The following is a 13,448-nucleotide window of genomic DNA, read 5'->3' as shown; positions in this document are numbered from 1 at the left end:
CGCAGAAACCTTAGTCGTTATCGTCATTATAGATTTGTTGAAATAAGGCCAAAGTCTGGTAGTCACCTTTTGCCCCGGCCTCACGCATCATCCGCGTGGGTGCGTGTAAAAACTGATTGGTCAGACGCTGGGTCAACTCTGCTAACACCTCGTCCGCTGGCTTCCCGGCGGCCAACTGATTCGACGCCCGCTGCATTTGCTCTTGCGCCAGACGCTCGGTCTGTTGACGAAAGTCGCGCAATACATCGACATGATCCAGCGTCCGCAACCAGCTCATAAAATTTTGTGTCTGCTCGGCGATCATTGTCTGCGCCTGGCTTGCCGCTTCTTCCCGGTTGCGCAGATTTTCCTGAATAATGCCCTGTAAATCGTCAACACTGTACAGATACGCATCATTCAGATCATTCACTTGTGCTTCAATATCACGCGGCACAGCTAAATCAATCAACAGCATCGGGCGGCGCCGCCGTTGTTTGAGGGCACTTTCGATTAAGCCTTTACCGATAATCGGCAAGGTGCTGGCCGTGGAACTGATGACGATATCCGCCTGCGGCAACAGCTCCGGCAGTTCACCCAGGGTATGGGCGTGACCACCAAATTTAGTGGCAACGGTTTCGGCACGCATCAGTGTTCGGTTCGCGACAGAGAGGCGTTTCACTCCTATCTCAGTCAGATGTTGCGCCACCAGCTCGGCGGTGTCACCGGCACCGACCAGCAGCACCGAGGCCTGCTGCAGCTCGGCAAAAATATGCCGCGCCAGGTTGACCGCAGCAAAAGCTACGGAAACGGCATTTTCACCCACGGCCGTCTCACTGCGTACCCGCTTGGCAATATGAAAAGTCTGTTGAAACAAACGCTCCAGAATCCCGCCCACACTGGCTTGGTTCTTGGCGAACTGGTACGCCTGTTTGACCTGACCGAGGATCTGCGGCTCGCCTAAGATCAACGAGTCCAGTCCACTGGCCACCCGCATTAAGTGATCAATAGCTGCCGCGTCGGTATGACAATAACTGTGTTCCTGCAACTGGGTTGCGGACACCCCGTGATAACCTGCTAACCAGCCCAGCAGTAAATCCACCGAAGGACCATCTACACTGTCGGCATGACAGTAGATCTCGGTGCGATTACAGGTCGAAACAATGACGGCTTCGCGCACGCCAGTCTGCGCACGCAAAGCGGGTAGCGCCTGATGCAGCTGCTCGGGAGAGAAGGCCACTTGCTCGCGCAAATCGACCGAAGCGGTTTTATGGTTAACACCGAGTGCAAAAATAGTCATAATGAAAAGTAAGCGAGCCTCTGGCACTGCAAAACGCCGCTAATTGTACGTTAAAGGCCCGATGATGAAAAGCACACCAACAGTGGGAAACCTTCATGAAAGTACGTCTACTGCTAATCGTTGCCCTACTGCTGAGTGGCTGCGCGGCAGCACCTCCGGAAATTCCGCAGAGTGCAATCGATCGAAATGCCGCTGAACGCCATCAGCAGGCTATCGCCAGCCTGACAGACTGGAGCATCAGCGGACAGCTCGCGCTGTTTAATCGTGTTGAAGATGACCGTGACGCGGTTTACCTTGAGTGGCAGCACGCCCCTGGCGAAATGCGTCTGCGCTTTTATCATCCATTGAAAGGCACCCTGGCGCGCCTTGAGGAAGATCTCACCGGTGCCACCTTTTTCGATGAAGAAGGGCAGCCCTATTACGGTGTTACTGCCGAGCAACTGATTGCCCGCATCTTCAATTTTCAGCTGCCCCTGCAGCTGCTCAGCGAAGTCATCACCGGCCGGCGCCCTGATGGCGCAGTGCAGCTGAGCTATCAACTGCATGACCTGGACGGTAAGCCCTACGCCACACTGAATCGGTATCTGGTGACAACGACCAGCGAGAAGTGGCAGGTTGAGCTAAGCAGCTACCAGGCTGAGCAATCCTATCTTATGCCTCATCAACTGGAACTTATCAGCCCTGAGTGGCGCATTAAATTAAAGGTCAGTCAGTGGAAACTTTAGTCTTACCCGCACCGGCAAAACTCAATCTGTTTTTGCATATCACCGGCCGTCGCAGCGATGGCTACCATGAGTTACAGACGGTATTCCAGTTCCTGGACCGGCACGACAGTTTGAGCTTTACCCGCTTAGCGACCGCCAAGCTGGACTTTCAATGCTCTGACCCGCAGCTCGAGAATGATGACAACCTGGTGGTGCGGGCAGCCCGCGCCTTGCAGGACTGGGCCCTAGCCAATAACCAGCCCGCACAAGGCGCCCGCATTATTCTTGATAAGCGGCTTCCCTACGGCGGCGGACTCGGCGGCGGTTCATCAGATGCGGCCACCACATTGCTGGCCTTACGCCAACTCTGGCAACTGTCGCTGAGCACTGAGCAACTGGCTCAGCTGGGGCTGCAACTCGGGGCCGATGTCCCGGTGTTTATCCACGGCCATGCGGCGTTCGCTGAAGGCGTAGGTGAACGCCTGACGCCGGTGGCTCCAGCCAGCCCCTGGTATTTGGTGGTGGACCCTAAAGTACATATTCGCACCGCTACTATTTTTCAGCATCCCGAGCTGCGCCGCGACTGCGCTCCGGTCAATAGCTGGGATTGGAGTACCCAACACACCGAAAATGTATTCGAGCCTTTGGTACGTCGTTTGCACCCCGAAGTTGCCAACGCCCTCGACTGGTTGGTAGAATACGCGCCAACTCGGCTTACGGGTACCGGAGCATGCCTTTTCGGATCATTTGAAAGCCAAGAGATGGCCCGCGCTGCCCTGGCAAGGATGCCTGCACAATGGACAGGATTTGTCGCGCGAGGCCTGAATGAATCCCCGGTCTGCCAGCAACTGCGGCAGGCTTCAACTGACAACCTGACCAACCATGATTGAGGTTTAGTGTGCCTGACATGAAGCTATTCGCTGGCAACGCCACGCCAGAACTCGCCCAGAAAATTGCTGACCGACTCTTTATCAAACTCGGTGATGCCGAAGTTGGCCGTTTTAGTGACGGTGAGATCAGCGTAATGATCAACGAAAATGTCCGCGGTTCTGACGTTTTTATCCTCCAGTCCACCTGTGCTCCAACCAACGACAACCTGATGGAACTGATTGTCATGGTCGACGCCTTGCGTCGTGCATCGGCAGGTCGTATCACCGCGGTGATGCCTTACTTTGGCTACGCCCGTCAGGATCGTCGCGTACGTTCGGCCCGGGTACCTATCACCTCCAAAGTTATCGCCGACTTTCTATCCAGCGTGGGTGTGGACCGGGTGTTAACCGTTGACCTTCATGCAGAGCAAATCCAGGGCTTCTTTGATGTTCCTGTTGATAACGTCTTTGCCAGTCCGGTATTACTCGAACACCTGCGTCAGCAAGATTTTGATAATCCTGTTGTGGTTTCCCCTGATATCGGTGGTGTAGTAAGAGCACGAGCCATTGCCAAACTGCTGAACGACATCGATCTCGCAATCATCGATAAACGTCGGCCCCGTGCCAACGAGTCCCAAGTCATGCACATTATCGGTGACGTGCAAGGCCGCGACTGCATTATCGTAGACGACATGATCGATACTGGCGGTACCTTGTGTAAAGCTGCAGATGCGCTCAAAGAACATGGCGCACGCCGCGTCTTTGCTTATGCCACGCATCCGGTATTCTCAGGCAATGCGGTAGGTAATATCCGCGACTCGAATATTGATCAGGTGGTCGTGACTGACAGTATTCCTCTGAGTGCCGAAATGAAAGCACTGGACAAAGTTCATCAACTGACCCTCAGCGGCATGCTTTCCGAAGCCCTGCGCCGTGTCAGCAATGAAGAGTCTATCTCGGCAATGTTCGAGTATTGATTGAATTCCGGGGGCGCGGGTGGTACTATTCCGCGCCCTCGAAATTGGCCTAAAGAATTTCAGGAAAGTGTCGGATATTTGGTCGCGAATAACCGACTTATTTTTATTTAACGGAGACACTCCATTATGTCGACTATAGATTTTACTATTCAAGCAGAGCTGCGTAAGGATACAGGGAAAGGTGCGAGCCGCCGCCTGCGTCGCGCAGACAAAGTGCCTGCAATCTTGTACGGTGCGAACAAAGAAGCCGTTTCGTTAACGCTGGATCACAACAAAGTGAACAACATGGCGGACTACGAAGCCTTCTATTCGCACATTTTGACGCTGGTCATCGACGGCAAGAAACACCAGGCCATCTTGAAAGACGTACAACGTCACCCTTACAAGCCAAAACTTACTCACCTTGACTTCCAACGCGTAGAGAAAGGTCAGAAGCTACATACTCACGTTCCATTGCATTTCTTGAACGAAGAAACTGCTAAAGGCGTGAAAGATGAAGGTGGCGTTGTTGTTCACCATGTGAATGACGTTGAGATCAACTGCTTGCCAAAAGACTTACCAGAATATCTGGAAGTTGACGTGGCCGGTCTTGAAATGGGTCAAACCTTGCACTTAACCGACCTGCAACTGCCAAACGGCGTTGAACTGGTTGAGTTAACCAAAGGTGAAGATCACGACCAGGCGGTTGTATCTATCATTGCTCCACGCATTGAGAAAGAACCAGAACCAGAAGCTGAAGAAATTTCTGCGGAAGTTCCAACGGCTAAAGAAAGCGAAGAAGAAGACAAGAAAGACGAAGAATAAGCTCGTCATGTCTGCAATTCGTTTAATCGTGGGCCTGGGTAATCCAGGCCCCGAATATTTGCAAACCCGCCATAACGCTGGCTTTTGGTTGGTCGATGAGTTCGCTCGCCGACACGGACAAAGCTTGCAACCTGAAACGAAGTTTTTCGGCCACACCGCACGCATTCAAAAAGGTAGTTGGGACGTACGTTTACTCCAACCCATGACCTTTATGAACAAAAGCGGCAAAGCAGTGGCGGCATTAGCAAACTTTTTTAAGATCCAGCCTGATGAAATACTCGTCGCGTACGACGAGCTCGACTTACCTCCCGGTGTAGCAAAGTTCAAAACCGGCGGCGGTAGTGGTGGTCATAATGGTATTAAAGACATCACTGCAGCATTGGGTAGCCCTGATTTTCATCGCTTACGTATTGGTATCGGTCATCCCGGTCATAAAAGTAAAGTCACCGGGTATGTGTTAGGCAAAGCGCCAGCAACTGACCAGCATCTGATGGACGATACCATTACGCAAGCCTGCGCCAGCATCGAGTTAGTGATCGCTGGTGATATGCGCGCTGCTCAGCAGCAATTACATAGTTTCAAAGCACAGAGCGAGAATTAAGATGGGATTCAAATGCGGTATTGTCGGCTTACCTAATGTGGGTAAATCGACCTTGTTCAACGCCTTAACTAAAGCCGGAATCGAGGCAGCCAACTTCCCTTTCTGTACTATCGAGCCAAACACCGGTGTGGTTGCAGTTCCCGACCCACGGCTGGATCAACTCGCTGCTATCGTCAATCCACAGCGGGTACTGCCAACAACGATGGAGTTCGTTGATATCGCAGGCCTGGTCAAAGGCGCCTCCAAAGGCGAAGGTCTGGGTAACCAGTTCCTCGCCAACATTCGTGAAACCGATGCTATCGGGCATGTGGTGCGTTGCTTTGAGAACGATAATATTGTTCACGTCTCCGGCAAAGTGGATCCGCAATCGGATATAGAAGTGATCAACACCGAACTTGCCCTGGCCGATCTGGATAGCGTTGAAAAGGCTATTCATCGCCAGTCGAAGAAAGCTAAAGGCGGCGATAAGCAAGCCGCTGCTGAAATTCAGGTGTTGGAGAAACTGCTGCCAGCTCTGGAAAACGGCGAAATGGCTCGCTCGGTAAGCCTGACCAAAGACGAGCGCGCTACCATTCGCTCTTACAACCTGCTGACTCTGAAGCCGACCATGTACATCGCCAACGTCAACGATGACGGTTTCGAGAATAACCCATATCTGGATAAGGTTCGTGAGATCGCTTCCAAAGAAGACGCTATCGTGGTGCCGGTATGTGCTGAAATCGAATCAGAGATCGCTGAACTTGACGATGAAGAAAAAGTTGAGTTTATGAACGACCTGGGGATTGAAGAGCCAGGCCTGAATCGCGTCATTCGTGGTGGCTATGAACTGCTCAATTTACAGACCTATTTTACCGCGGGTCCGAAAGAAGTTCGTGCCTGGACCATCCCTATCGGTGCAACGGCGCCACAGGCGGCCGGTAAGATTCACACTGACTTTGAGAAAGGTTTTATCCGCGCGGTGGTCGTCGGTTTTGACGATTACGTCACTCACAAAGGTGAGCAAGGCGCGAAAGAAGCTGGTAAACGTCGTGAAGAAGGCAAAGAGTACATTGTTAAAGATGGCGATGTGATTCTGTTCCGCTTTAACGTATAAACCTGTAGTGAACACAAATACATAGGCAAAGGCCGCTCAGATGAGCGGCCTTTTTTATAGGTCTTAACACAACGATAAGCAGCTAGCGTGCAACAATCTCACCATGCAACTCAGCTAGCCGTGCCAGCAATTTATTCTGAGTTGCTGTTGGCACACCTTCCGCTTCCATGGCAGCAATCAAGTCTTCAACGACAGCATTAAACTCAGCGCGAGTAATTGCCATGCCGCGGTGGACTTCCACCATATCGGCACCGGTATAGGTGCAGGGACCGCCCGTCAGTTCGCAAAGATGTAAACTCAACATGCGATGAAAGCGGTCAATGTCGACATTCTCGAAATGATGAATCACGCGTTCATCCTCTGCGATCTCGAGTACAAAGGTCGTCATCAAATCGCTAATTCCCTGCTGGGCGCCAAGTTCCTGATACAAAGTGTCAGATTTGGCCTGTGCCAGCGAAGGCGCAATACTCACAGCGCAGAGAACTAGCAGCGCAACTAAATGTTTCATGACGGTACCTTAAAAACTAATCTGTAAAGAAGCGTAAGCGCCGGTTTGATCGGGAAGCCCTGCGATCGATTTCAGATCAACATAAGCGACCACCAAGGCCACGGATTTGTTCGGAAACCAGCCGACAAAGATATCGCGCCAGTCGTACTCCTTGGCAAAGCCGAGATTGTCGGGCTTTTGTCGATACTCAGCCCCGATTAACCAATGACGATTTACAAACATGCCCAGACTGGCTTCCGCCATGGCTTCGTAGTCGTCATTTTTATCGCCGCCAAAACCTAACAAGCCGAGTTGATTGGCTTTTGTGGCGCGAAGCGTAAGATTGGCCACCCAGGTCCGTTCAAAAGGTCCGGCTAACCATGCTTTTGCAGCACTTAGATAAATATCGGTGCCGCTATCGTCGGCGGCTCCAACCGCCTGGGGCAATGCAAAAGTGGTGTTACGTTTGTGCTGCAGGCCCAAGCTGATTTGCGGCAAATCACCGTACACCAGGTCTCCGCTTAATCGCACCTTGAGGCCATAGATTTGCTGCTGAAGATCACCACCGATGGTATTGAGACCCAGGCGTTGCTGAGCATAACTCATTTCAATGCGGTTACCATAAGTGACGTTGAGACTCTGCACGCCGAGCTGAAAGTCGTCAACGTCGGCGAAATTGCCGTTTACTGTAAAGCCCCACTCGCCTTTTTCAGCGTAGCTGGCCGTCGTCGCCCATGGCACGATACCGCCGCCACCGGCTCCTTCAATAGAAGTGACTGCTCCCGTAGCTAAGAGTTTGCCGTCGCCGGCATAGGCCTGCGAGCCAGTCAGTAAAGCCGCCATGAACAACCAGCTGCGCCAGGTTCTAGGATAAAGTTTGATCATGTTGTGCTTGGTCATTTTGCCCTTGCTGTATGAATTGCCCTGACTCATTCATTAACCATTGTTCAAATTCAGCCGCCGCCAGAGGACGGCTAAAATAATACCCCTGTAACGTGTCGCAGCCCATATCCTGCAGCACCCGCCAGGCAGATTCTTCTTCGACCCCTTCGGCGACGGTCGACAATTGTAACTGATGCGCCAGACGCAGCGTTGAGTGAACGATGATGCGATCTTTGTTGTCTGCTTGCAGAACGCGGATGAAACTCTGATCCAGTTTTAGTTCATCTACCGGCAGGTGCTTCAACTGTGCCAGCGATGCATAGCCCGTACCGTAGTCATCCAAAGCAATTTTTATACCCAGATCCCGTAATTCAGTCAGCCGCTTCTGAGCTTGCTCCAGATCCGCCATAACGGCGCTTTCTGTGACCTCCAGCGTGAGGTTCTGCGCTGGCAGTCGGCGTTGCGCTAGCTGCTGTTGAATAAAATCTACTAAGCTCGCATCCTGTAAGTCAATCGCCGACAAATTCACGGCCACTTGTAGTTGATGTCCCTGCTCGAGCCAATACTGTTGTTGATTGAGTGCGGTTTCGCAGACCCAGCGAGTGACACGCAGAATGTCACCGGATTGTTCAGCCAGCGGGATAAATTCATCGGGGCGAATCACACCCAGCTGCGGGTGGTGCCAACGGACCAGGGCTTCAGCACCTAACACTTCGCCACTGTTACAGCTCAGCTTCGGCTGATAATGCAACTCCAGTTTACCCCCGGCAATGGCCTCCGGCAGTGCCTGCAGCACTTGCAACCGACGCATGTAATTCTCGTCACTGCCTTGCTGATATTCAGCCAGTAACTGCTTATCCTGCTGGGCCAGGCGCGCCGCGAGTTGGGCCCGTCTTAACAAGGCGTCGACTTCATTTCCTTGCTCGGGATAACGCACCAGCCCGGCACGAAATTCCAGCCGATAAGAGGTATCCGCCACCTGCCATTTTTGCTGCACCAGCTTTAACAGTCGCTGTCTCAACTCGTCCGGCTGCAGCTGTTCATTACAAGCCAGGACAAATTCGTCGCCGGCCAGACGCGCCAAAAAACAGTCTTTGGCAAATTCCTGCTGCAGACGACGTGCAACCAACTTTAAAATCTCATCGCCAAAACGCTGTCCAAGGCGATCGTTTAACTCCCGAAAGCGCTGGATATTCAGGGTGAGTGCGTAACCACTATGCCCCTGTGCAAGTAACTGCTGCAGATACCGATGCAGTGACTTACGATTAGGTAAGCCAGTAAGCAGATCATGCTCAAGCTGATAAACAATCTTTTGTTCACGCTCGGCGATGGCGCCACGCATGGTATTGAAGGTTTCGCCAAGCTTGCCAAATTCATCGTTACGGTCCAGCTCGACAGGCTCACCGTAGTCCCCCTGGCGCAGCGCTTCAGCGGCTGCCGTCAGGCGCTGAAGCGGCTTATTAAACTGCCGCGCTGTGGCCATGGCCAGCAACAGCGCCACCAGTAACGACGCCAGACCAAAGCCAAAGTACTGGGTGCGCAATGCGCGGTATTCCTGGGTAGCTTCCATGCGCGAGGTACTGACCAGCAAATTTACCGAGTTGACCGTAGATAGATGCCCGGCCATTTCTGTTTGCGCCAGCCATTCTTTTACGGCGTCGGGTTGGACATCTGCGAGCAGCGCCTGTTGCTGCGAAAGTGGTAAACTGGAGGCAAAAATCTGCTGCCGTTCGCCGTCAAAAAAGGTGATATCGGCATTGGTCAATTGCTTCAGAGACTGGGCCAGCGCATCGTCGACCAGAAATCCTAAGGTTGCGTAGGCTATAATATCAGGCGCCCGCACGGGCACAGTGACCAGCTGAAACAATTCATCATCGACCTGCCGGATACCGCGGAGATCGGCACCTGAGCGCACCTGAGCCAGGTCATGGGTCGCAGCTAACTCGGTACCGTCCGGGCGATAAAGAGCCATCAACTGGGTCCCGATACGCTCACCATGGTTGACCATAGCGGAAATTAGCGTGGCCTCATCACCACTGGCCACCGCTTCACGAAAACCAAAATCGTCGGCCAGCACCTGCGCAGCCTGTAAAAGCTGCTCGCCGCGAATACTGAGAAGCTCGCCCAGCACGCGTTCGCTTACGGCCAGTTCACGCTCAACCGTACGCTCAGCCTGGTTTTGCGTTGCAACGGTGACAGCGATCAGCGTGGCGATTAGCACGCCGCCAGCGATACCAACGAAAAGTAGTAACAGGCGCGTACGAAAACTAGTTAACATTGTCTTTCAATCGGTTAAAACGTTGCTGTAAAGACGATACTGGCGGTGGTGTTTGCTGCTGTTTCAGCACCGGTAATTGCACCACCAGCTGCTGCTGTTCAGCAGCGACCGTCACTTCCTGCGCAGCGGTGGGTTCAGCGCCGAGCCCAGGGTACCAGAGCACAATATCACTGGCGCCCGCTGCAACTTCGAGAACTGCTCTACCGTCCTCATCGGTGGTGACGGACTGTGGATAGGGACTGACATAAATGTAAGCCCGCATATGGTCATGAATGTTGCAGCCAAGTACCACCACTCCCGCCGCTGGGAAGGTCATCTGCGGCGCTTCCCTGTTACTGTACAAAGGCAGCTCAAAAGGCTTGGCGGGCGAGAACGAATAGACCTGATGACGAATGTTGTCGCTGTTGGGAAACTTGACTGTAGCACCGGGCTGAATGGTCAGAATAAAAGGTGCAAACAAACGCTCGACCTGATCCATGACCGCAATCGCAGGTGAGGATTGCGGCACAGAGTGCTGGCTCGAGACGACCACTTTAGGTAAAGGGGCACCGTCACTGTCTGTCACCCGCACCTGAAGTTCACGTGCCTCACCGGTGATAGAAATCATGCCTGCAAGAACAAAAATCAGCCCCAGCATTTGAAAGTTACGCATCTTCACCCCATGCTTATAGGTAGTATCGGTCATTAAGTCTGTGAATCACTGGGATTATCCCGTCACACCAGATCAATGAGGAAGCAACTATGTCGAGTCAATTTCGTACTGAAAAAGATAGCATGGGAGAGATAGACGTACCAGCAGATGCTTTATGGCGAGCGCAAACCGAACGCGCCAGACAAAACTTTGGTCTGAGTACGCTGCGCTTCCCGCTGCGGTTTATTCATAGTCTGGCACAAATCAAAGCGGCGGCAGCGCGAGCTAACGGTGCACTTGATTTACTTGAGCCGGACCAGGTTACCGCTATTGTGGCGGCCGCCGACCGGGTTCTGGCAGAAACCAACACCGACCATTTCCCGCTGGATATTTTCCAGACCGGCTCAGGCACCAGCACCAATATGAATATGAACGAAGTCCTGGCAGAATCCGTGCAGCGCGCCAATGGCCCTAACGTTCATCCTAACGACCACGTCAACTGTAGCCAAAGTAGTAATGACGTGATTCCCACCTGTATTCAGGTCAGCTGCGTGCTGGCATTAACCGAGCATTGGCTGCCGGCCATCGTCCAGTTACAGCGTACCATTGAAAGCAAAGCCCAGGAGCTGGAAGAGGTGGTCAAGACTGGCCGCACCCATTTGATGGACGCGATGCCCATTACCATGGCCCAGGAGCTGCGGGCCTGGGGAACTCAGCTACATCATTGTCAGGCCAACGTTAATGAAGTGATTGAACGCTTACGTGCCCTGCCTCAGGGGGGCACAGCTGTAGGCTCCGGCATTAATGCTCCACAGGAATTTCGCCGACTGTTCTGTGAACAGCTCAGTAAGCGTACCGACCACAAGTTCCGGCCCGCCGATAACCCCTTTGCCGGAATAGCCGGACAGGAGCTCAGCTTGCAGCTGGCCGGTGCACTGAATAGCTGCGGCGCCGTACTCATGAAGATCAGTAATGACTTGCGTTGGATGAATAGCGGTCCGCTGGCAGGGCTGGGCGAAATCGAGCTGCGCGCATTGCAACCCGGCAGTAGTATCATGCCCGGTAAAGTCAATCCGGTGATTCCGGAAGCCGTCGCCATGGTAGCGGCCCATATTGCCGGTAGCTACCAGACCGTGGCGGTTGCGGCGCAGCAAGGTAATTTCCAGCTAAACGTGATGCTGCCGGTCATTGCCTATCACTTACTGGAATCGATTGAAATCAGCGGCAATGCCATGAGCGCGCTGGCCGAGCAAGCCATAAAGGATTTCACTGTCAAGCACGAGCGGCTCGAACAAGCCCTGGCGCGTAACCCTATTCTGGTTACGGCTCTGAACTCAGTGATTGGCTACAATCAGGCAGCTGCCATCGCCAAACAGGCTTATAAAGAGCAGCGTCCGATCATTGATGTGGCGGATGAAATGACAGATTTATCACGGGACGAGCTGGAGCAACTGCTCGATCCTAAACAACTTACCCACGGGGGAATCCCCGGAACTTCCGAGTAAAAGGAGCAATTATGAGTGCCAAGCATGTGGTCATTACTGGCGCCAATCGCGGTATTGGTCTTGCCCTCGCCCGCCAATTTCATGAACGTGGTGACGAGGTTACCGCAGTCTGTCGGCAGCCTTCGCCAGAGCTAGAGCGGCTCGGTGTGGCTATCATCGACGGCATTGATGTCACCGATACCGACGCCCGGAACTTGTTGGCCGAACGCCTGGAAAATGAAACCATCGATATGCTGGTGAACAACGCCGGTATTTTAGAGGGCGATGATTTCGATAGCTTTGCCGAAGACAGTATTCTGCGCCAGGTGGAAGTGAACGCGGTCGCACCATTAGCGCTCACGCGGGCGTTACGTTCGCAGTTAAAGCAAGGCAGCAAAGTGATCATGATCACCTCGCGAATGGGCTCCATGGCAGATAATGGCTCAGGTGGCCAATACGGTTACCGCATGAGTAAAGCGGCGTTAAATGCGGCCGGTGTGTCGCTGGCCAATGATTTTAAAGATGCAGGTATCGCCGTTGCTATGTTGCATCCAGGCTATGTGCAGACGGATATGGTCGGTAACCGTGGCGATATTTCCGCTACCGAAGCTGCAACCCGTCTGGTGCAACGAATGGACGAGGTCGAGCTCAGCAACACGGGATCATTTCGCCACAGTAATGGCGAAACTTTGCCCTGGTAAGCCCCTAACGACGATTAAATAACCAAACTATCGGTTTTTTAATCAATCGCACCGTTAAACGCGTATTTTTGCGAAAAAGAGGTTGACGCTAGAGCCCCTGATTTGCATAATACGCGCCGCACTCACCGAGCGCAGTTTTAAAAATATTTGGTATGGCTACGTAGCTCAGCTGGTTAGAGCACAGCACTCATAATGCTGGGGTCGCAAGTTCGAATCTCGCCGTAGCCACCAACCAAATAAAATTGCATGGGCGGACGTGGTGGAATTGGTAGACACGCTGGATTTAGGTTCCAGTGCCTCACGGCGTGAGAGTTCAAGTCTCTCCGTCCGCACCAACCCTCTTCGGTCGAGCGCAAAGTTTTTAAGCCTAAGTTGGGGTATAGCCAAGCGGTAAGGCAGCGGGTTTTGATCCCGCCATTCCCAGGTTCAAATCCTGGTACCCCAGCCACTTAAAAGCTGTTTTCTGAGAGTTGGGGTATAGCCAAGCGGTAAGGCAGCGGGTTTTGATCCCGCCATTCCCAGGTTCAAATCCTGGTACCCCAGCCACTCTCACCTGCTTGTTGCGGTGGTGGCGGAATTGGTAGACGCGCTAGCTTCAGGTGCTAGTGTCCGAAAGGACGTGGGGGTTCAAGTCCCCCCCTCCGCACCATCTTTAAGCAGA

General features: G+C 53.0%; 13 protein-coding genes and 5 tRNA genes. 13 read left to right on the top strand and 5 right to left on the bottom strand.

Annotated features, from left to right (window positions below; all coding sequences use genetic code 11):
- Window positions 1-10: 10 nt before the first annotated feature.
- Window positions 11-1,276: a glutamyl-tRNA reductase gene (gene hemA / locus J6J34_RS04715; protein WP_301773741.1), complete on the bottom strand. Its 1,266-nt coding sequence runs from the start codon at window positions 1,274-1,276 to the stop codon at window positions 11-13.
- 95 nt (window positions 1,277-1,371) lie between these two features.
- Here hemA and lolB point away from each other — a divergent pair, with 95 nt between their 5' ends.
- The 6 genes from lolB (at window position 1,372) to ychF (ending at window position 6,324) form a co-directional block, all read left to right on the top strand.
- A complete protein-coding gene (gene lolB, locus J6J34_RS04710; protein ID WP_301898564.1) occupies window positions 1,372-2,001 on the top strand; it encodes a lipoprotein insertase outer membrane protein LolB in 630 nt (209 codons plus the stop codon).
- Window positions 1,989-2,870, top strand: coding sequence for a 4-(cytidine 5'-diphospho)-2-C-methyl-D-erythritol kinase (gene ispE / locus J6J34_RS04705; protein ID WP_301773738.1), 882 nt, complete (start codon window positions 1,989-1,991; stop codon window positions 2,868-2,870). Before lolB ends, ispE begins: the two co-directional genes overlap by 13 nt.
- A gap of 8 nt (window positions 2,871-2,878) precedes the next feature.
- Complete coding sequence (locus tag J6J34_RS04700) at window positions 2,879-3,826, top strand: ribose-phosphate pyrophosphokinase (protein WP_301719964.1); 948 nt, start codon at window positions 2,879-2,881, stop codon at window positions 3,824-3,826.
- A gap of 126 nt (window positions 3,827-3,952) precedes the next feature.
- On the top strand, window positions 3,953-4,630 hold the full coding sequence (locus J6J34_RS04695; protein WP_301719963.1) for a 50S ribosomal protein L25/general stress protein Ctc: 678 nt from the start codon (window positions 3,953-3,955) through the stop codon (window positions 4,628-4,630).
- A 7-nt stretch (window positions 4,631-4,637) separates the two neighbouring features.
- Window positions 4,638-5,231 (top strand): aminoacyl-tRNA hydrolase, encoded by a 594-nt coding sequence (gene pth, locus J6J34_RS04690; protein WP_301719962.1) that lies wholly within the window; start codon window positions 4,638-4,640, stop codon window positions 5,229-5,231.
- Window position 5,232: 1 nt separating this feature from the next.
- Window positions 5,233-6,324: a redox-regulated ATPase YchF gene (gene ychF / locus J6J34_RS04685; protein ID WP_301898563.1), complete on the top strand. Its 1,092-nt coding sequence runs from the start codon at window positions 5,233-5,235 to the stop codon at window positions 6,322-6,324.
- An 82-nt stretch (window positions 6,325-6,406) separates the two neighbouring features.
- Here the strand turns inward: ychF and J6J34_RS04680 are convergent, their stop codons facing one another.
- The 4 genes from J6J34_RS04680 to J6J34_RS04665 are packed head-to-tail and all read right to left on the bottom strand — an operon-like array spanning window position 6,407 to window position 10,623.
- Window positions 6,407-6,832, bottom strand: coding sequence for a group I truncated hemoglobin (locus J6J34_RS04680; RefSeq protein WP_301719960.1), 426 nt, complete (start codon window positions 6,830-6,832; stop codon window positions 6,407-6,409).
- 9 nt (window positions 6,833-6,841) lie between these two features.
- Window positions 6,842-7,711 carry a DUF3034 family protein gene (locus J6J34_RS04675; RefSeq protein ID WP_301719959.1) on the bottom strand — a complete coding sequence of 290 codons (870 nt, stop codon included), beginning with the start codon at window positions 7,709-7,711 and terminating at the stop codon, window positions 6,842-6,844.
- Window positions 7,677-9,971: a putative bifunctional diguanylate cyclase/phosphodiesterase gene (locus tag J6J34_RS04670; RefSeq protein ID WP_301898562.1), complete on the bottom strand. Its 2,295-nt coding sequence runs from the start codon at window positions 9,969-9,971 to the stop codon at window positions 7,677-7,679. The genes J6J34_RS04675 and J6J34_RS04670 overlap by 35 nt, the downstream gene beginning before the upstream one ends.
- On the bottom strand, window positions 9,961-10,623 hold the full coding sequence (locus J6J34_RS04665; RefSeq protein ID WP_301898561.1) for a methylamine utilization protein: 663 nt from the start codon (window positions 10,621-10,623) through the stop codon (window positions 9,961-9,963). The genes J6J34_RS04670 and J6J34_RS04665 overlap by 11 nt, the downstream gene beginning before the upstream one ends.
- Before the next feature lie 89 nt (window positions 10,624-10,712).
- Here J6J34_RS04665 and J6J34_RS04660 point away from each other — a divergent pair, with 89 nt between their 5' ends.
- The 7 genes from J6J34_RS04660 (at window position 10,713) to J6J34_RS04630 (ending at window position 13,436) form a co-directional block, all read left to right on the top strand.
- Window positions 10,713-12,107, top strand: coding sequence for a class II fumarate hydratase (locus J6J34_RS04660; RefSeq protein ID WP_301898560.1), 1,395 nt, complete (start codon window positions 10,713-10,715; stop codon window positions 12,105-12,107).
- A gap of 11 nt (window positions 12,108-12,118) precedes the next feature.
- Window positions 12,119-12,787 (top strand): SDR family oxidoreductase, encoded by a 669-nt coding sequence (locus tag J6J34_RS04655; RefSeq protein ID WP_301773729.1) that lies wholly within the window; start codon window positions 12,119-12,121, stop codon window positions 12,785-12,787.
- Between the two features lie 154 nt (window positions 12,788-12,941).
- Window positions 12,942-13,018: transfer RNA gene (locus J6J34_RS04650), tRNA-Met, on the top strand.
- A gap of 19 nt (window positions 13,019-13,037) precedes the next feature.
- Window positions 13,038-13,122, top strand: a tRNA-Leu gene (locus J6J34_RS04645).
- A gap of 38 nt (window positions 13,123-13,160) precedes the next feature.
- Window positions 13,161-13,235 (top strand) — tRNA-Gln (locus J6J34_RS04640).
- Between the two features lie 23 nt (window positions 13,236-13,258).
- Window positions 13,259-13,333 (top strand) — tRNA-Gln (locus J6J34_RS04635).
- Between the two features lie 16 nt (window positions 13,334-13,349).
- A tRNA-Leu gene (locus J6J34_RS04630) sits at window positions 13,350-13,436 on the top strand.
- Window positions 13,437-13,448: the final 12 nt, after the last annotated feature.

Origin of the sequence: Pseudidiomarina terrestris (genome assembly GCF_030466405.1) — a bacterium.
Taxonomy (GTDB): domain Bacteria; phylum Pseudomonadota; class Gammaproteobacteria; order Enterobacterales; family Alteromonadaceae; genus Pseudidiomarina; species Pseudidiomarina terrestris.
The sequence above is the reverse complement of the archived record's forward strand: the minus strand, read 5'-3'. Positions and strand labels throughout refer to the sequence as shown.